The organism is Legionella wadsworthii DSM 21896 = ATCC 33877 (assembly GCF_000701265.1).
Taxonomy (GTDB): Bacteria; Pseudomonadota; Gammaproteobacteria; order Legionellales; family Legionellaceae; genus Legionella; species Legionella wadsworthii.
The window spans coordinates 503335-522540 of record NZ_KL370760.1; the positions used below are offsets into that span (position 1 = coordinate 503335).

Sequence of the window (19206 nt, forward strand, 5' to 3'; positions counted from 1 at the left end):
AAACATAAGTAATTATTCCATTGAATGGGTATTTTTCATATTTAATCATTAATTTCCCCAAAATTTTAGTTTCAATTGTGTAAATCAATCGATGAACAGCTTGTTTTTAAAATTAGTGCTATGTTATAAAAAAGAACATATACTTTTTTTACTGTGATCAAATGAATTAGGTGTCACTATTCATAGGCGCAGAGGTGATATTTATGGCAACAAGCAGTGCAATCCTTCATTCCTTTCTTAGAGACTCTTTAAAAGAAAAGACTCTTGCTGAGATAAGTGAGGATTTGCTCCAATATAATCGAGCACAATGCGGCCTAATCCAAATTGATTTTCATCCCCTGACCAATTTCGAACATTTAAAATTACTATTAAAAGAAAATCCAGGGATAGTTTTTTATGGAAATCAGCTTTTCTATGTAGATACTAAGGAACAAATAATTAAGGAATTATTTGAGCCAGAAGATGAAAAATTGCTGGCTCACTTTCAACAGCTTAAAGCAGCATGTTCTCCAGATTATAAACGTGCAAAAGGGCGTCAACTGGATTGGGTTAAATCTTTGACTGGCCGTGTGTTTGCTGAACATCGTAGTGATGATTTTCTTCCTTCACTTAATTTTTATTTGGGAATATTAAGTGATACGGATAAAGTCATGTTTCGTTATATGAATGAGGCTCAAAAAGAAAAGTTAAGAGTCAAGCTTCAAATTACATTATTGCTTCTTTTGGCCCAAGAGCAACATGAGCAAGAATATCAAAAAACAGAAAATATAAGAAATTATGAGACGCAAATCAGAAGATGTTTAGATTTTCTGCAGGCGCTTGATCCAGTTTATCAAAGTATGACCTATTCAGCACTCTTTGAATATTCTGATGTCCATCTCACAAAATATCTTGGTATTCCTCTCGGCCAATTAATGGCACGACAAATGGTTGATATGTCTGGAAACAATCTCAAAGAAATCAGAGATTCCCTGGTTGGTATGACTGATGAAGATCTTGAGAAAATTAAAGCCATCACAAAAACATCAGGTGGAGATACCAAGAAGATTAGAAATGCTATGGATGATACCAATTACTGGAGATTGTATTGGGTATGGGGTTCTACATTTTTAAAAACAATCATTGAATTAATCCCCGAAAATTCAGCCAATGGGGCAAGCGACACGATAAGAACTCCAGATCCTTATACCGGTGCCTTGAGCTGGGGATTATATTATGCACGTTTTGCCATGAATCTCGGGCTTTTATTAAAACATACCATCAGAGGTCCCTGGATGAGTAAGGAGGAGGCACAAACACCTTGGCAGGACCGCTTTCTGACGCAATGGGATCAAAGAAAATTTACACTATTGAATGATTCGATTTGGGGTAGTGCAAATTTAATCTGTTATTTCTGGCTAACTGGAAAAGGTGCACTAGGTACTGCCGGAGATGCAGTGACTCTTGGCCTTTTAATTTTTGATATTGTGATGTCCGTTTGGGATTTCGAGGAACAAAAAACAAAATACAATAAAGCCATGCTGCAGTATGAAGAAGATATTCAGAGATTAAAAGGCCAACTTGCCCGATTTGGAAATGATGAAGACTTAAATGATGCTGATCTAAAACAAAAGCGTTGTATTAAATCCCAACTGAATGCATTAAAACGTGAGAAATCCAAATGCGAACGGGAATGGCAGCTGCAGAAAATTTCTTTAATTAATAATATCGCTTACGCGGTGGGTCTCATGATGGCTTTCATGGTTTTGACGATGCCATTTATGCCGATTGCAGCGCCAGTGATGGCCTCGATGATGATTGCGGGTGCGGTATTATGTCTTGCATTCACCGTAATAAATAACGCGGTCAAAGGTGGTATTGAACTTTATAAAACCTATAAAACGATACAAGAGCAAAAGAAAGATAATGAAGAGAAGATAAATGAATTGCTGAAATTATTGAAAAGGAATCCCAATTTAAATTCAGATGAGAAAAAGCTTCTGTATCTTGAAATAAAGAAATGTCAGGCTGAAACGGAATACCAAAAGCAAATGATGGCTTATCAATCGGTTATCCTCGCTCGCAATATTATTCTGGAGACGGTGATTCCTGCGCTTATTTTGATGAGTATCATCCTTTTACCTACAGGTATTGGCGCAGCTTCACTACTGATAGCGGCAGGAATTGTTTTGGCAATAGGAATTGCGTCCCAGCTGGTTATTAATGCTCTATTGAAACCCAAAGAGAAAAAGGAATTGGAGTTTGACGAGGATGAATACGAAGCTTTTTGTGATGAATTAATTGAAAATGAAGCTCCTACGGAAAGATCACTTAATTTCTTTAAAAATTATCAATCTCCGGGTAAAAAAGGAGAGGTAGAGAAAAAAATAAATGAGGATTCCACGGATTTTCACGATCCCCTACTGATATAAAATAAAAGCTGCGCCTGGTTATCGATCAGCCGACTTCTTTCTATAGATGGCCTCGTATCCTAAAATCCCTTTTGAATCAGAATCCTCCAGCGGAGGCACTCCCTTAACTTTCTTAAAAGTAGGTCTGGTTTTCAGTAACTTCTTCTGTATAATATTTTTAAGAAGCCTGCTCGGAGTGTCTCATGAAGAAACTCACTACCCTGTTGTTGCTAATTTATTCTGCAGTCGTCGTTGCTTCTGGAGAGTTTGGAGACACTTGCGATACCCATGCAGGAATGTCTGATTCTTATGTTTTAGCGCTCAGTTCACAGCCTGGATTCTGTCAAACTTATGGTTACGAAGCGGGAAAGCCTGAATGCCAGAATTTATCTAAAAATTCTTATCAAGCAAAACACCTGACTTTACATGGGCTATGGCCCAATCAAAATGCTTGTGGTCAAAGTTATGGGTACTGCGGCGTAGAACAAAAAACCAACCATTGTTCCTATCCATCACTTAGTTTATCCCCTGAAGTAGCAGAACAGTTAAAAAAAATGATGCCCAGTTATTATTATGGGAGCTGTTTGGAACGTCATGAATGGAACAAGCACGGCAGTTGCCAGATATTATCGGCAGATGTGTATTTTGCCTTGGCCATGCGTTTAACTACCTCAGTAGATAATTCAATTTTCGGGCAATATTTAACCCAGCATCAGGGGCAAAAGGTACCCTTATCTGATTTGCGGGAAATGATTGTACAAGCATTTGGTAAGGACAATTCGGGAAAAGTTTTTTTAGGATGTAAGAATGGCATTTTAGTCGATATTTATATCCAATTGCCTGCATTAATTCCTTTGAATGAACCTATAGAATCCTTAATTGAAGATGCGCCCAATTCTCCTGTGAAGGATACATGCCCTTCTAGAGTGATGCTCTCAAACTTTAATAAAGGATCCTGGTTTTGAGTGCCTGTCTGCCCAAATAAACTCTTTGTCTTGATTGATTTAATGTTGGGTTATGTTGCGCATCCACACCCTATAACTTAGCCTTGCACATTCACAGAACTTCCTCTAATGTAGAGGAATTATTGATTCAGGAATATAGTCTATGCAAAAGCGGTATTACTTATTGATTGTATTTGCCTTTTTTTTAACATCATGTGCGCACCGCGCACCTAAAAATGAGCTTCCACCTCCAGAAGTGATTAAGACAAAACAAGTCAGACGCGTTCCTTCTTTCAATCAAGTCCACGTCGAAGGACAAATTAATGTGAGCTTGCATACGGGTTATAAAGAGCCCCAAGTTATTTTATCGGGGGATGCCCGGGATTTAACAACTGTCAAAGCTGAAGTGACCCAAAACACTTTATATTTGTCTCTAATTGGCAAAGGTTCTCCCTTACATGCGCCCATATATGCGGAAGTAAGAGGCCAATTCCTGAATCGATTGATGGCTAAGAAAACTCCAATTGTTACTGGAGATAGAATCAATACTCGTTTGTTAGATATTTATTTAGAGGATACGGACAATGTCCGTTTAGGTGGATCCATAGGTTTGCGGGTGCTCGATGTGAAAGGAAAAGGACTGGTGCGAATTAATGGGGTGTACAGTCCAAATTTACAACTTCACTTGCAAGGAAGCCCAAAAGTACAGCTATCAGGTATGGTCAATTTAGCGAATTTAAATATGCAAGGAGATGCTTGGCTTAGTCTATATTGGGTAAAAACGGATAACTTGACTGTCCGTGCGAAAAATAAGACAAGAATCCAATTAGCGGGTGCAGTAAACCGGCTTGATGTAGAATTATGGGGCAATGCACGTTTTAAAGGCAGATATCTAAGGGCACAACGCAGTTTTGTAAAAACACACGATCATTCTGTTGCAGAGATTTCAGTCGCGAAACACCAAAGCAATTTGGCTACAGATGCCAGTGATATTTATTATTTTAATCTGCCAACGACACGTGCAGACTTTATGGCTTATAATGGCTCCGTATTGGATATGCGCGAGTGGAATCAGTTTGATTTGAAAGATTTCAATCGCTATAACCACCAGTTTCCCTAATCATGAGTCCATTTCAGGATAGTAGCCAGGGTTAAGGTTTTAAGCCTTAGCCCAGCCAACTTCAAATGGTTTTTTTAAGATCAGACCCTGAGCGTTGATTAATGCATTGCACAATCTGATCAAGATCATTATCTAAAGGTAAAACGTGTGCTGAGTTTGGAAGCCAGTGGATTGCTGTATTTTCCAAATCGGAAAAAAGACTTTCCACATCATTCGAATCAACGACAATATCATGGGCACCCAAAAAGAGATCAACAGGGCAACTAGGTGCCACCCATAGATATTCATGAATCAAAGTAAACAACTCAATTAACGCAGGAATAGGAATTCTACGATAGGAAAGTTCGGCATATTTATCGGAGGAAATATTTCCTGCCCTGCCTCTAATTTCGCAAAATCCCAGCTTTTTTAATGCATACAGAATATTTTTATTCTGATGCATGTTCATCTGTAGTTTAAATGCGGGGGCTAACAGAAACATATGATTGAATGCAAAAGTTTTACTTAACTCGCAAGCAATGATACCTCCCAAAGACAAACCTAATACATCGATTTTTTCATATTCTTTAAACAAGGGTTCACATTCCTGAATGCCACAGGCCAACCAGTCTTCAATTTTGGTTTGTGAAAAAGCAGCGATGCTGTCGGCATGCCCTGGTAAGGCCGGACAAACTAAAGCATCATAATGTTCTAATTGAGGAATTAAATAGCGGTAAACTGCGGGTGTGGAGGTAAATCCGTGAAAAAGCAGTAAAGCCCGGTCTTTTTTCGCTCCTTTTTGTTTGACTGGTTCAAGAAGTGCTAAATCTTCTTTTTTTAAATCGTCAACTTGTTTGCCCCTGCGCATGTAGCAAAAATCATTAGGATTCATAATGAATATTCTTCCCTGTAGTTTTGTTTTGAAAAAATATTGTAAATAATGTTAAAAGCCAATCGCTAATAAATTGTCTTTGATATGATTAGTGTATCTGAAAAGAATCCACCTGCGCCATTTATTTAAGGTAAGGTTTCTTACAATGTGCTATCTTTTATTAATAGGGGTAGATATTTTGAGGTATTAGCTATGAGTCAAGGTCCTATAGATAAAACAACGCAATCCACGGCGAACAATCCTCCTCCGGATCCAAAACCTGATCCGAAGCCAGATATTATTACAGCACCTTCAATATCTGATGGGCCTAAACCCCAACCCAAAGAAAAAACTGGCGCGGAAAGAGAAGCAGACGAAAAGGCTAATAAAGCCCCGCAACAGGCAAAAGATGCAAGCCCAGAAGGCGATAAGAAGAAGAAGTCGCCAGGGGAAGAAATGCTTGATATGATGAAGCAGATGGTTGAGGACATTAACAAATCGGTTACTGAGGCTGTCACCGGTTTGGCAAAAAAAGGTATTGATGCCGCTGCTAATACGGCAACAGGCAAGGCTTTAAAAGGGTTGAAGGATGCAGTATCAGATAAGGTGAGCGAGCTTGCCGGAGATTTGAAAGGCAAAATCTCGGATAAATTTGATGAAGGAATGGAAGCGTTCAAGCAAACCCCTGTAGGTGATAAAGTTTTTAAAGCGGTAGATGCCATAAGCTCTGCTAAAGATACTATCAAATCTCTTCCGGATATGGTGAGTGATAAAATTATTGATGCCATTCAATCAGCCACTACAAAAGTACAAAATATTGGTAAAACGCCAGAAGTGAGCATGGAGGATTTGGAAGTTGATGAGGCAGTAGATGAGCAGGAAGTCGACGATACTGAAACATTAGATATGTCGAGTCCTGAGAGTACCTCTACTGAACCAATGTCCATGGCAAATGAAGCGTTTGGATCTATGGAAGATTGGAATGATCTTTTTGAAGAAACTCCAACAAAACAACAGCCAGCCCCTGTAGAAGAATCTACGGACTCTCTGGGCTTGAAATAAGCTAGTAGCCTGTGCAGTGCAAAACCCCAGATTTTTGCACTGCACCCGATCTATAAATAATCTAACTTCATCCCAGTAATTTATGCGGCAAACTTTCAACTCGACCGGCTTGAGTCACCACAACATAGTTTAATTTACGTTGTAGTTCACTGATGGTGTCTGCGCCAGCATAAGTCAATCCAGATCTTAGTCCGCCAATGATATCGGCAATAATCGAATCGGGATTTTCTTTATAAGGAACTTCAGTGGCTACCCCTTCAGCAGTTTTCCACTCATGCATTTGACCCATGAAATTTTCCTGAGCTTCTTTGGAAGCCATTCCCCGATAACGTTTAACTTTGGTGCCGTCTTTCTTTTGAATGACTTCCCCAGGAGTGGGGGCGGTTCCCGCTAACATGCCGCCTATCATGACAAAATCGGCGCCAAAAGCTAATGCTTTCACGATATCCCCGGAAGTTCTGATGCCGCCATCCGCGACAATGGAACGATCGGAGCGGGAACAATCCTGAATACAGGTTAACATGGGTACCCCAAAGCCTGTTTTTATGCGGGTGCTGCAGACAGAACCGCCGCCAATACCTGCTTTAATGATGTCGGCGCCACAGGAGGCCAGATAATCGGCACCGGCATAGGTGGCAACATTCCCAGCCATAATGCACCGATCCGCTAAAAGAAGGCGTAAATTTTTTAGGGTTTTACCCACGTATTTGGCATGGGCATGAGCCACATCAACACAAAAATAGGTTGCTCCCGCATCGCGCAATGCTTCTGCTCGTTCCAACTCTGCGGCAGTGCATCCAATGGATACAAATACTTTATTGTCGCACTTTTTAAATTCTTCAATATTTTCTTCAATGGACATAAAACGGTGCAATGCGCCCATCGCTCCTTTAGAGCCCATGAAATTAGCCATCGCACTTTCAGTAATGGTGTCCATATTGGAGCTAATTACAGGCAGTTCTAAGCTTAATTTGCCCAATCTATCTGTACTGGTGGTTTCCACTACCCGTCTTGATTCATGGTGGTTGTACGAGGGAATGAGAAGAACATCATCAAAAGTGATGGCATGATCAATCATGGTAAATCCTTAAAGTGCATACTATAAATTCTCTGCAGCATAAAATGCAAGTCTTGAACGCTCACCTCGAGTTAAACTCATGTGTGCACTGTGTTCCCAGTGTTTAAAACGATCGACTGCAAAAGTTAACCCGGAGGTTGTTTCGCTCAAATAAGGAGTATCTATTTGTTTGATATCCCCCAGGCATATAATTTTTGATCCAGGGCCTGCACGGGTCACCAAAGTCTTAATTTGTTTGGGGGTTAAATTTTGCGCTTCATCGATTATGATGTACCGATTTAAAAAAGTACGGCCGCGCATGAAATTAAGGGAACGAATTTTAATTTTATTTTGGAGCAAGTCCTGCGTTGCGCCACGTCCAAAAGTACCGCCTACCTGAGTGCTGTGCAACACTTCCAAATTATCCATTAATGCGCCCATCCAAGGTGTCATTTTTTCTTCTTCTGTTCCTGGCAGAAATCCAATGTCTTCACCAACCGGAATCGTGACCCGTGTCATCAGAATCTCTGTATAGCGGTTTTGATCAAGAACTTGAGTTAATCCGGCAGCAATAGTGAGGAGGGTTTTTCCTGTGCCAGCAGGACCTTGTAAGCTCACAAAATCAATGTCAGGATCCATAAGAAGGTTTAATGAAAAATTTTGCTCTCTGTTTTTTGCATGAATTCCCCAAACGGTATGCTTGGTGTAATCTCGTATTAACTGAATGACTGCGTGATCGCTTTCAAGTTTTTTTACGATGGCTTGAAACTGATTGTCTTCAGTACTAATGCAATCGTTGGGATTCCATTGATGAATCAAAGGCCCGGTGACTTTATAAAAAGTTTTACCGCTTTCTTGCCAGGAACCCATATCTTTTGCATGGTTTTCCCAAAAATTATTTTCAAGGATGTGCAATCCTCGATGCAGCAAATTGACATCATCGAGCACTTGGTCACTGTAATAATCTTCTGCAGAGATTCCAAGGATTCCTGCCTTAATGCGCAAGTTGATGTCTTTTGATACGATAATCACTTGCCTTTGGCCAGCATATTTTTTTTGCAATCCTAAAGCAGTAGCAAGAATGGTATTGTCTACTTTGTGTCCAGGCAGAGTAGATGGAACGACCTGATCGAAATCATCCGTTTGAAAAAATAGCTTTCCGCTGCATTTCTTTTTATCTGAGCTAAAATAATTGGGTATTTCTAACCCCGATACAATTTGCTCATGGGAAGAATTACTCATCAGCTCCACCAACATACGGTTGGTTTGCCGAACGTTTCGCGCGACTTCCGAGGTACCCGTTTTATGACTGTCTAATTCTTCTAATACCACCATGGGTAAATAGATATCGTGTTCTTCAAAATGATAAATGGCAGTAGGATCGTGCATGAGAATGTTGGTATCCAGTACAAACAGTTTTCGACGGGCATTGCTATTATCCATAAATTCACCTTTTATGATGGAACAATTGTAATTCACGTGTTGCCTGAGTGAAGCGAAAGCCACCATGTAGATTGATGACCCACGGGTCTATCCGAATTTCCCGCAATTTGTCCGCTGTACGTATATCGGAATTCTACCTGGTTATTATTGTGTTCGCTTCCTTCATTCTGCTTAGGGGATGAGATTCAGTCAAGAATAATCTATTTATTTTAACGAACTGAGTACGTCGTCAATATGCCCTTTAACACTCAGTTTGCGCCATTCTTTTTTCAGTTTTCCTTCTGCGTCTATAAGAAAAGTACTGCGCTCTATCCCACGGACTTGCTTGCCATACATCGATTTCATTTTAATGACATCGAACAATTGGCATAAGTGTTCGTCACTGTCCGTAATGAGTTCGAAAGGAAAATTCTGTTTGGCTTTAAAATTTTCATGAGATTTTAAACTGTCGCGCGAAACACCAAAAATCTGTGTATTTAAATTTCGAAATTGGGGGTACGCGTCGCGAAAATTTTGGCCTTCTGTTGTACATCCAGGAGTCGCATCTTTAGGGTAGAAATACAGAACTACATTTTGTCCGCGATAATCACTTAGTTTGGCTTGAAGTCCATTGGTTGCCGTAAATGTAAAATCCGGAATTGTATCACCTACATTCATTAATCTCTCCCTGTTTTTTTCATAATGCGAGAACGATCTCTTTGCCATTCACGATCTTTTATTGAATCTCGCTTATCGTGTTCTTTTTTTCCTTTGGCAAGGGCAATTTTAATTTTAATATTGTTCTTTTTCCAATACATGGATAGGGGAACGATGGTATAACCTTGGCGTTCAACACTTCCAATGAGATGATTTAATTCCTTTTTGTTTAACAAGAGCTTACGCGTGCGTGTCGGATCAGGAATTGTGTGGGTAGATGCAGTGAGAAGAGGTTGTATTTGCGCACCCAGTAAAAAGGCTTCATTATTTTTAATAATGATGTGGGCATCTGTCAGATTGATTTTTCCCGCACGCAGGCTTTTGACTTCCCATCCATGAAGCACTAAGCCTGCCTCATACTGATCTTCAATAAAATAGTTAAAACCTGCTTTTCGATTCATCACAATGGTGGAATCGGATTGTTTTTTATGGGTCATATTATTCTTTAACGCGATCGTGTTTGTAATCCAAAGGTAATTGAGGATAGACTCTATTGAGTTGATCATCAACTGCCACACGATTATCAAACACGAAACATTGTCCTTCCCAAAGCGATTCTTCTTTAGGCATTTGTTCTATGTAGTTGAGAATGCCGTCATGTAAATGATAGACATTTTCAAAACCTAAATTCTTTAAATAAGCTGTAGATTTTTCACAACGTATCCCCCCAGTACAAAACATGGCAATTTTTTTGTCTTTTTTATCCAGTAAATGTTGGCGTACATATTCAGGGAAGTCTCTGAAATTTTCAGTACTGGGATTTATCGCATTTTTAAATGTACCTAATTCGAATTCATAATCGTTACGTGTATCAATCAAGACAACGTCGGGATCTTGTATTAATTCATTCCATTCCTCAGGACTTAAGTAAGTTCCTGCTTCTTTTAAAGGGTCAACATTCGTTATACCCATGGTCACAATTTCTTTGCGAAGCTTAACCTTTGATTTCTCAAATGGGTTTTCTTTATCAAAAGTTTCTTTAAATTTTAAATCTGTCAATCGATGATCTTCTCGCATGAACTGATAAAATTGATCCATCTGTTCCCTTGTGCCGGCAAAGCTGCCATTGATCCCTTCACAAGCTAATATGACAGTACCTTTAATTCCAATCTCATGCATTTTGGCAAGCATAGGCTCTCGCATTGTTTCAAAATCTTCCAAGGAAACAAATTTATAAAACGCTGCAATAACTATTTCTTTCATCGTACTACCTGAAAAATAACCCAAAAATATTCAGCAAAAATTACCATTTACACAGAATTTAATCAATAGGCTTGAATAAAATGCATCGTGGTCTCTTTGCCTATTTGGAACAAAAATTAACAATTTCGTTGACAAAAACTAACTAGCGATCATACTGTTATATACCAAAGCTATCAGTGCTTTTCGTTCCGCGGCTTATTTATAAGGAGATAATATGGCCCATTACATTCGGAAGTTGCGTTGGTTCTTGATCCTTTGTTCCTTTATTCCATTCCTGAGTTTTGCCGCTACTCCTGTAAAATCGATGGTGGTCTTTGGCGACAGTTTGTCTGATACAGGAAATACAACTCATTTGCTTAAAAGCTTACGTAATGAAGAAAACCCAGCTTTTTTAGTAGCCCCCTTTAAAGCATTTGTTCTTAATAAAATGGTTGAATTTGCTGATGAATATTATGTTCCGCAAATGGTTCTGGATTCCGGCATCGCTGTTGTGACTGATTTTTTTGATAATCAATTGGCCCCCTACATCGCCAATTTAGTCAGTAAAGTGAAAATGGTGCCTGTATTGCCAGGACAACCCTACTGGAATTCGCGTTTCTCCAATGGTCAAGTTTGGAATGAATATTTGGCAAAAATGATTTCCCTTTCTCCAGAAGATGAAGAGGTTTATTTGAACCGGGCATTTGGCGGAAGTTGGGCAGCAACTTACGATTATCAACTCACAGTCTGGAATTTAATCCGACATCCACTAGGTACTATTAAAAACCTCATTGTCGGGAAATTGGTTCCACCAAGCCTTGGTTTAACAGTACAGGCTTATTTGTTAGAACATCCCGCCTTGAATAATGAAACGGTATTCTTTATTTTCTCTGGAAATAACGATTACGTGAATGTCTTATTTTTTGAAGACAATTATAATACCGAAGTGATGAGTACCTATGTGGACAACGTGCTTTCAAACGCAAGCTCTGCAGTCATGAAATTAATGCATGCTGGGGCACGGCAATTTGTGATCATGGGTTTGCCTCATATAGGAGATACACCCCGTGCGGTCCATACGAGCGATAGGGAAGTATTAAATAATGCAATCGATATGCATAATGAACGGTTGCAAACTCAAATGCAGGAGTGGGCCAAGGTTTATCCTGACACAAACTTTCTCTATATCGACATGAGCGATTACCTGGAGCGTGCTCTAAAAAATCCTGCAATGTATGGATTTACAAATACAACAGAAGCTTGCATTGATGTGAAGCTTCCAATGTATCATGCTTTTGGTAATTCCCCTTTTGCAAATAACTTTGTATTGCGCTATGCACAAGTACTTCAATATAGAGATCCCAGCTTTGCTGCGGGAGAGAAGAATTATAAAGTATGTGATACTCCAGAAAGTTATTTATTCTGGGATGAAATTCATCCAAGTACGCGTGCTCACGGTTTACTCGCATTTGAGATCTGTAACGCGATGAAAGCGCATGGGTATGCCGTGACTTGCGACAATCCATTAAATAAAAGTTAACGTTGGGGAAAGACAGTTTCAAAATAACCTGGGTTTGAATGATGATTTAAACCCGGGTTTTCTTTTCATCAATTCAGGCTAAGCTAGATTAATATAAGTTAGAAAATTTTCTCAAACTTACCGCATGGAACATGTTAGTGATTTATTTATGTTTATGGCATAATGGCTCCCTTTTTTATTTGATATAGCGTTCATGTGCGGTTTTTGAAACGAGGAGTAGGGTATGTGTGGGATTATCGGGGCTGTATCTGAAAGGGATATCAGTAAAATTCTCCTGGAGGGGTTACGTCGTTTAGAATATCGGGGTTATGATTCTGCAGGGATTGCAGTGATAGATAATGATGGCCTTTTAAAACGAGTGCGAATTCAGGGGAAGGTTCAAAATTTAGCCGATGCCATGCAAGAAACTGCTATCTCGGGTAATACAGGTATTGCACATACGAGATGGGCCACACACGGAAAACCCTCAGAAAAAAATGCGCATCCCCATATATCACATGATCAAATAGCCTTAGTCCATAATGGCATCATCGAAAATCACGATAATTTACGACACACTTTGATTACAAGAGGTTATCAATTTACTTCGGAAACCGATACGGAAGTAGCTGCCCATTTAATACACTACCACTATCTTCAAAGTAAAAATTTACTCGAAGCAGTACAAGCCGCAGCCGCAGAAATGGAGGGCGCTTTTGCTTTAGGCGTAATCCATCAGCAAAGACCTATGGAGCTGGTTGCCGTTCGTAAGGGCAGTCCTTTGGTCATTGGCATAGGGATTGGAGAGAATTTTATTGCTTCGGATGGATTGGCTTTAAAATCTTTTGCTCAGTCGGTTATGTATTTAGAGGAAGGTGACAGCGCTTTTATTACTTCGAAAAAAATATCAATTTATGATTCGTCCAAATCCTTGACCGATCGCCCGACTCATCCTTTAACCAATGATAATGAAACTGTGAGCAAAGGCCGTTATCGCCATTTTATGCTCAAGGAAATTTTTGAACAATCTAAAGTACTGACCGATACATTAGAGGGCCGCGTTAATAGTTTGGAGGTGCTTAAATCCAGTTTTGGCGAACGTGCCTCTCATATATTTCCGCTTGTAAAACAGATTCACATCGTTGCTTGCGGTACCAGCTATCACGCAGGAATGATTGCTAAATATTGGTTAGAATCATTGGCTGGATTGCCTACCCAGGTTGAAATTGCCAGTGAATATCGCTATCGCGATGTCGTAGTTCCTAAAGATACATTATTTATCACCGTGTCCCAATCGGGGGAGACAGCAGATACTTTAGCTGCCTTACAAAAATCTAAAAATATGAATTATTTGGGTAGTCTGGCTATTTGTAATGTCGCAACAAGTACTTTAGTCAGGGAAGCTGATTGCGTCTTTCTAACACGCGCTGGAGTTGAGATTGGCGTGGCGTCTACTAAGGCATTTACCACACAATTGGCTGCTTTTTTGATGTTAGCCGCAACACTTTGCGGAGACGGTCGTGCTCAGGAAGTTTTAAAACAATTGCAGGAATTACCTGCATGTTGTGAGCGCGTATTAAAGATGAATGAAGAAATTGAAGGCCTTGCATCATTATTTGTGAATAAGGCACATGCTTTATTTTTAGGACGGGGTGTGCAATACCCGGTTGCTTTAGAAGGGGCTCTGAAATTAAAAGAAATTTCCTATATTCATGCTGAAGCCTATCCTTCCGGGGAGTTGAAACATGGTCCTTTGGCTTTAGTAGATGAAAACATGCCTGTGGTTGCTGTGGCACCAAATGATGAATTATTGGATAAATTAAAATCCAATTTACACGAAGTGAGTGCTCGCGGCGGACAGTTATTTGTTTTTGTTGATGATTCCCAAAGCTGGCGAGCAAATGGTGCTCGATTGATTAAGGTACCTTATTGTGGTTTATGGATTGCACCTATTGTATATACGATTCCGCTACAATTATTGGCTTATCATGTTGCTGTTGCAAAAGGAACCGATGTGGATCAGCCTCGTAATCTTGCCAAATCAGTAACGGTTGAGTAATAATGTGTCGGTTTTAACGAGACACCCTTCTATCGCCTTTCTTGGTACAGGTGCGTGTTTTTAAAATGAGAATGTATGGCGTGAGTAAAGGCAAGTATGATCTTCTAGATATAGTAATATGCTATTACTGGAGTATTGCAAAGCTTCACTCAGCTACAATTCCAGTAAGGTTTATGGGGAAGCAATCTATGTTATCTAATTTATGTTTTACGGGGATGTAAATGACTCAAGAGATTTTGAGATTAGCTGCGATAATTGCGCAAGAGCTTAAAGTAAAACCTGCGCAGGCTGAAGCAGCCATTCGTCTGCTCGATGAAGGGGCAACCGTTCCTTTCATTGCTCGTTACCGCAAAGAAGCTACGGAAGGACTTGATGATGCGCAATTGCGATATATTGACGAACGCATTCTTTATTTGCGTGAATTAGATGAGCGACGGACAGTAGTTTTACAGTCTATCCGGGAACAAGAGAAATTAACTCCGGAGCTTGAAAAGAGTATTTTAGCTGCGGATACAAAAACTCGTCTAGAAGATTTATACTTGCCATACCGTCCAAAACGCCGGACTAAAGCGCAATTAGCCATAGAAGCAGGCTTAGCCCCCTTAGCTCAAGCTCTTTGGAAAAATCCTGACTTAGATCCTGAAGAAGAAGCGGCGAAGTACATTAATCCCGAGGCAGCTGTTGAAGATGTAAAAGCCGCATTAGAGGGGGCTCGTCATATTCTAATGGAGCATTTTGCTGAAGATGCGGATTTGATTAATGAGTTACGGGAACATTTGTGGCAACATGGTATTGTCAAGTCGGTTGGCAGCTCTAAAAAGAAAGAGACAGTCAGCAAGTTTTCGGATTATTTTGATTATTCTGAAGCAATTAAAAAAATACCATCCCACCGTGCTTTGGCTTTATTCCGTGGCCGCCGCGAAAGCGTTTTGCAAGTAAGCCTTACCTTACCGGAGCAAGAAGCATCTTATGGTGAAGATAAGTTAGCAGCATATTTCAGCATTGCGGACAAACAAAGAAAAGCAGACAACTGGTTGTTGGAAACCATTCGCCTTACCTGGAAAATCAAACTATTTACCAAATTGGAATTGGAATTGCTGACGCGACTGCGTGAAATGGCAGATGAAGAGGCAATTAAAGTATTTTCAAGAAATTTGCGTGACTTGTTGCTTGCAGCACCGGCAGGCCCCCAAATTACTATTGGCCTGGATCCTGGAATTCGGACTGGTGTCAAGGTGGTTGTTGTGGACTCAACAGGTAAATTATTGGACTATACCGTTATTTTCCCATTTGCACCTCAAAATGAATGGCACCAAGGTATTACAGATCTGGCAAAATTGGCAGCCAAATATAATGTCAATTTGATCAGCATTGGAAATGGAACAGGTTCTCGTGAAACAGAACGCTTGGTTTCTGATTTAATTAAAATGTATCCTGATCTTAAATTGACCAAAGTTATTGTCAGTGAAGCGGGTGCATCAGTTTATTCCGCTTCTGAAATCGCTTCACAAGAATTTCCTGATTTGGATGTTACTTTAAGAGGTGCAGTCTCAATAGCGCGCAGATTACAAGATCCTCTTGCAGAATTAGTTAAAATTGAAGCGAAATCCATAGGCGTAGGACAATACCAACATGATGTGAATCAAACACGTCTTGCCCGCTGTCTTGATGGTGTTGTCGAGGATTGTGTGAATGCTGTAGGGGTGGATGTAAATACAGCCTCCGCAGCACTTCTATCCCATATTTCTGGTCTCAATGAAACACTTGCAAAAAGTATTGTACTCTATCGTGATGAGCATGGTGCTTTTAAAAATCGTATGGAATTAAAAAATGTAAACCGTATGGGTGAGAAGTCTTTCCAACAAGCGGCCGGGTTTTTACGCATCATGAATGGAGATAACCCTTTGGATGCCTCGTGCGTTCATCCTGAAGCTTATCCTTTAGTAGAAAAAATTATTGAGGATAGGAACATAGACATTAAAAAACTAATCGGCAACAGAGAGCTATTACAGAGCGTCAATGCAGCGCAATTTGTCGATGATCAATTTGGTCTACCTACAATTAGGGATGTTTTGCGCGAGCTGGAAAAACCTGGCCGTGATCCCAGGCCAGAATTCAAAACCGCCCAATTCAAAGAAGGTGTGGAAGACATTGAACACTTGCATGAAGGAATGATTCTGGAAGGTGTCGTGAGTAATGTGACTAATTTCGGTGCTTTTGTCGACATAGGAGTGCATCAGGATGGTTTGGTTCATATTTCAGCGATGACAAACAAATTTATTTCTGATCCTCGCACTGTGGTAAAGGCCGGAGATATCGTGACTGTAAAAGTCATTGAAGTAGATAAAGAAAGAAAGCGTATTGGTTTAAGCATGAAATTGGAAGAGCAACCCGCAAGCCAACCGATAAAAAAAGTAGCTGCTCCTTCGGAAATGAAAAAGCCAGCTCCTGTTAAAAAACATGAGCACAAGAAAAAACCTGAAGCGAAGAAGGTTGAGCCGGTTAAAAAAACGGTCTTCAATACAGCAATGGCAGATGCATTGGCTAAGTTAAAAAGAAATTAAGAACTTTATGTAGCCTGGGGGAAGCAAAATGCCCCCGGGTTGAGTTTATCGATATTAAGACACCCGGGTTATACTGCGCTGCACCCAGGCTACGATTAAGGTGGAAAACAATGACCAACATGCCGAAGGGAGAGCTCACCATCCAAACCCTGGCAATGCCAGCGGACACGAATGCCAATGGGGATATTTTTGGTGGATGGATTGTATCGCAAATGGATTTGGCTGCTGGGATTATGGCAAAAAGATTAGCATTAGGACGCGTCGCGACAGTTGCCATTCATTCCATGAGTTTCCTAAAGCCGGTTCATGTAGGTGATCTTGTGAGTTGCTACGTAAGCCTGGTGAAACAAGGTAATACCTCGATGACTTTTAATGTTGAAGTCTGGGCACATCCTGCAACCCAAAATGATGCATACCAAGTCACGGATGGAGTTTTTGTTTTTGTTGCTTTAGATAAAGAAGGTAGAGCAAGACAGGTGCCTAAAGAAATATGACCAGTACGATGCCTGAGCTTCACCAATTACTCACCGAGATGGCTACCTTAATTGAACAAAATGCGGAGCCTGATCCACAGTTATATACTTTATTTTTCCAGCAACCCGAACTCGCTTTTAGATTACTGGATATTATAAGTAATTTAGAAGAAAAACTTGATGAAGAGATTTCGGTCTATTCTGCTTGTGTTTTTGCTCTGGATATTTGTGTCGCTCAATTGCAAGGTGCCGTGGAATCAAAAAACAAAGTGGTGGAAAAAACCTTAATCCAGTTAATGAACCACCTCGCTGAATTGATTAATTCTCGTCAACATACACTAAGCTTTTGGCTTCCGGTACTCAATTCTTTTTACGAGTCGAATGTAGAATTAACCGAAGAGTTAAAAAATGCTTATTATGATCTTGCAAGTGAAGAAGAAGAATTGGTACCCGAGGGTGAACCGATATCTCATTTAGATGCAATTCGTGATTTAATTCACGAGTTATCAGATCTTAATGTTTTTGAAATCGCCGAGAATTTTTTTGCTCAAAGCTATGCCATGCCCCCTGATTTTTTTATCGACCTCATGGTTGACTTGTACAACATTGAAGAAGGCTCCGATATCGCCTTACTTGTTTTATTACATCCCAAAGCAGAGGTTCGCGAAGTCGCTATTCAAACGTTGAATCATCTGATCGAATCGGTGACGTTTTCTTCCATATCCCTTTCGCGGCTACAAACCATAAAATTTTGGTATCCTGAGCGCTACCACCCGTTTTTTAATACATGGATAAAAATCCAAAGGAAAAAAGGTGTAGTCTTTGCACCAGAACCTGAAGTTGCCCGCACGATAATACGCGCTACGGAAGTAGACGGCTCTGGGTCTCAAGGTGTTTTTCTGCACGTGAATAAAAAAAGAAAAAATAGATTATGTGGTTTGTTGTTAAAATACGAATTAGGCATTAAAGATGCCTGGATTACCCCGCCAGTAGCGGGTAAAGACGTAAGAAACTATTACACCCAAGCTTTTGATGAAAATGTGACTTTACGTGAAGTGGATCTCTCTTATTTTATTATGATGGTGGAACATTTTTTAGCTGTATCCATTGAAAAAGGGGAAATTCCAAATGTGCATTTTTTAGAAATTCAAGAGCTATTGGGAGTCCGTTTGCGACCGAGTAAATTAGATTTAGACGATATTATCAAGCAGTTAAGCGTACAAATTGTTCCATTTACTCCCGAAGTTATTTCTGATTCGTTGCGACGGTCTAAAAGTTGGCTAAAAAATAAATCATTCACAGAATCATGGTTCTTGGAAAATGCCTTAATAGATAAAATAGTTAATCACAACAGCAGTTTTGTTGACGGGATTAGAGTCTGCCGTATGGAAGAAGCCATGGATGCTGTTTTTGATGAGGAAATGGAATTAAACCGGGAAAAATGGAAATTCCATTTTTTATGGATTGCCATGTGGATGAAATCCAAGAAAAGAAGTAATGAAAAATTATGGCGTGATAGTTTTCTCATCGCTTATACCATTCACGAAGGAACACTTCTGAAAGAGATACCCGTGATGCAGGAAATCTGTCGTCAAACCGTGATAAACAGTGTGGAAACCATGCAAGAAAGACGGACACATTTAAGCCAGGAATGAATACATCGCGGTTTAATGAAATTATTAGAAAATAAAGGCAGTGTCATTTGAAATAATAATCATGAGGGTGCAAATCGGGCGATTATTTCCTTGAATTTGACCTATTAAAAATTTAGTGAAAGTATTGCTAGGATGGCGTTTGCTTAACTCTATTACCTTCTGAAGACGACAACTGAAATTTAAGGTGTCGTG

15 protein-coding genes are annotated in these 19206 nt (G+C 39.9%); 9 read left to right on the forward strand and 6 right to left on the reverse strand.

The window, feature by feature from the left end; translation table 11 throughout:
* The first annotated feature begins 203 nt into the window (after positions 1–203).
* From BU07_RS0113920 to BU07_RS0113930, 3 genes are all read left to right on the forward strand, one after another.
* Positions 204–2411, forward strand: a complete 2208-nt coding sequence (locus BU07_RS0113920; protein WP_031567022.1) for a hypothetical protein — start codon at positions 204–206, stop codon at positions 2409–2411.
* Positions 2412–2593: 182 nt separating this feature from the next.
* Positions 2594–3355 (forward strand): ribonuclease T2 family protein, encoded by a 762-nt coding sequence (locus BU07_RS0113925; RefSeq protein WP_031567024.1) that lies wholly within the window; start codon positions 2594–2596, stop codon positions 3353–3355.
* Positions 3356–3497: 142 nt separating this feature from the next.
* A complete protein-coding gene (locus tag BU07_RS0113930; RefSeq protein WP_031567026.1) occupies positions 3498–4454 on the forward strand; it encodes a GIN domain-containing protein in 957 nt (318 codons plus the stop codon).
* A gap of 61 nt (positions 4455–4515) precedes the next feature.
* Here the strand turns inward: BU07_RS0113930 and BU07_RS0113935 are convergent, their stop codons facing one another.
* On the reverse strand, positions 4516–5301 hold the full coding sequence (locus BU07_RS0113935) for an alpha/beta hydrolase (RefSeq protein ID WP_423202584.1): 786 nt from the start codon (positions 5299–5301) through the stop codon (positions 4516–4518).
* A 216-nt stretch (positions 5302–5517) separates the two neighbouring features.
* On the opposite strand from BU07_RS0113935, the gene BU07_RS0113940 reads away from it, so the two are divergent.
* On the forward strand, positions 5518–6366 hold the full coding sequence (locus BU07_RS0113940) for a hypothetical protein (RefSeq protein ID WP_031567029.1): 849 nt from the start codon (positions 5518–5520) through the stop codon (positions 6364–6366).
* Between the two features lie 67 nt (positions 6367–6433).
* Here the strand turns inward: BU07_RS0113940 and BU07_RS0113945 are convergent, their stop codons facing one another.
* From BU07_RS0113945 to trhO, 5 genes are all read right to left on the reverse strand, one after another.
* Positions 6434–7444, reverse strand: coding sequence for a guanosine monophosphate reductase (locus BU07_RS0113945; RefSeq protein WP_031567030.1), 1011 nt, complete (start codon positions 7442–7444; stop codon positions 6434–6436).
* A 21-nt stretch (positions 7445–7465) separates the two neighbouring features.
* Positions 7466–8866, reverse strand: coding sequence for a PhoH family protein (locus BU07_RS0113950; RefSeq protein ID WP_031567032.1), 1401 nt, complete (start codon positions 8864–8866; stop codon positions 7466–7468).
* A gap of 204 nt (positions 8867–9070) precedes the next feature.
* Positions 9071–9523 (reverse strand): peroxiredoxin, encoded by a 453-nt coding sequence (locus tag BU07_RS0113955; protein ID WP_031567034.1) that lies wholly within the window; start codon positions 9521–9523, stop codon positions 9071–9073.
* A complete protein-coding gene (gene smpB, locus BU07_RS0113960; RefSeq protein WP_031567035.1) occupies positions 9523–9999 on the reverse strand; it encodes an SsrA-binding protein SmpB in 477 nt (158 codons plus the stop codon). The genes BU07_RS0113955 and smpB overlap by 1 nt, the downstream gene beginning before the upstream one ends.
* A 1-nt stretch (position 10000) precedes the next feature.
* Entirely contained in the window at positions 10001–10765 is a 765-nt protein-coding gene (gene trhO, locus BU07_RS0113965) for an oxygen-dependent tRNA uridine(34) hydroxylase TrhO (protein WP_031567037.1), read from the reverse strand.
* A gap of 214 nt (positions 10766–10979) precedes the next feature.
* Between trhO and plaC the strand changes: the two genes are divergently transcribed.
* From plaC to BU07_RS0113990, 5 genes are all read left to right on the forward strand, one after another.
* Positions 10980–12284, forward strand: coding sequence for a lysophospholipase/glycerophospholipid:cholesterol acyltransferase PlaC (gene plaC / locus BU07_RS0113970; protein ID WP_031567039.1), 1305 nt, complete (start codon positions 10980–10982; stop codon positions 12282–12284).
* A 223-nt stretch (positions 12285–12507) separates the two neighbouring features.
* Complete coding sequence (gene glmS / locus BU07_RS0113975) at positions 12508–14322, forward strand: glutamine--fructose-6-phosphate transaminase (isomerizing) (RefSeq protein WP_031567041.1); 1815 nt, start codon at positions 12508–12510, stop codon at positions 14320–14322.
* 221 nt (positions 14323–14543) lie between these two features.
* Positions 14544–16886, forward strand: a complete 2343-nt coding sequence (locus BU07_RS0113980; protein WP_031567042.1) for a Tex family protein — start codon at positions 14544–14546, stop codon at positions 16884–16886.
* A 110-nt stretch (positions 16887–16996) separates the two neighbouring features.
* Positions 16997–17380 carry an acyl-CoA thioester hydrolase YciA gene (gene yciA, locus BU07_RS0113985; RefSeq protein ID WP_031567044.1) on the forward strand — a complete coding sequence of 128 codons (384 nt, stop codon included), beginning with the start codon at positions 16997–16999 and terminating at the stop codon, positions 17378–17380.
* A complete protein-coding gene (locus BU07_RS0113990; RefSeq protein WP_031567046.1) occupies positions 17377–19014 on the forward strand; it encodes a hypothetical protein in 1638 nt (545 codons plus the stop codon). The genes yciA and BU07_RS0113990 overlap by 4 nt, the downstream gene beginning before the upstream one ends.
* Positions 19015–19206 lie beyond the last annotated feature (192 nt).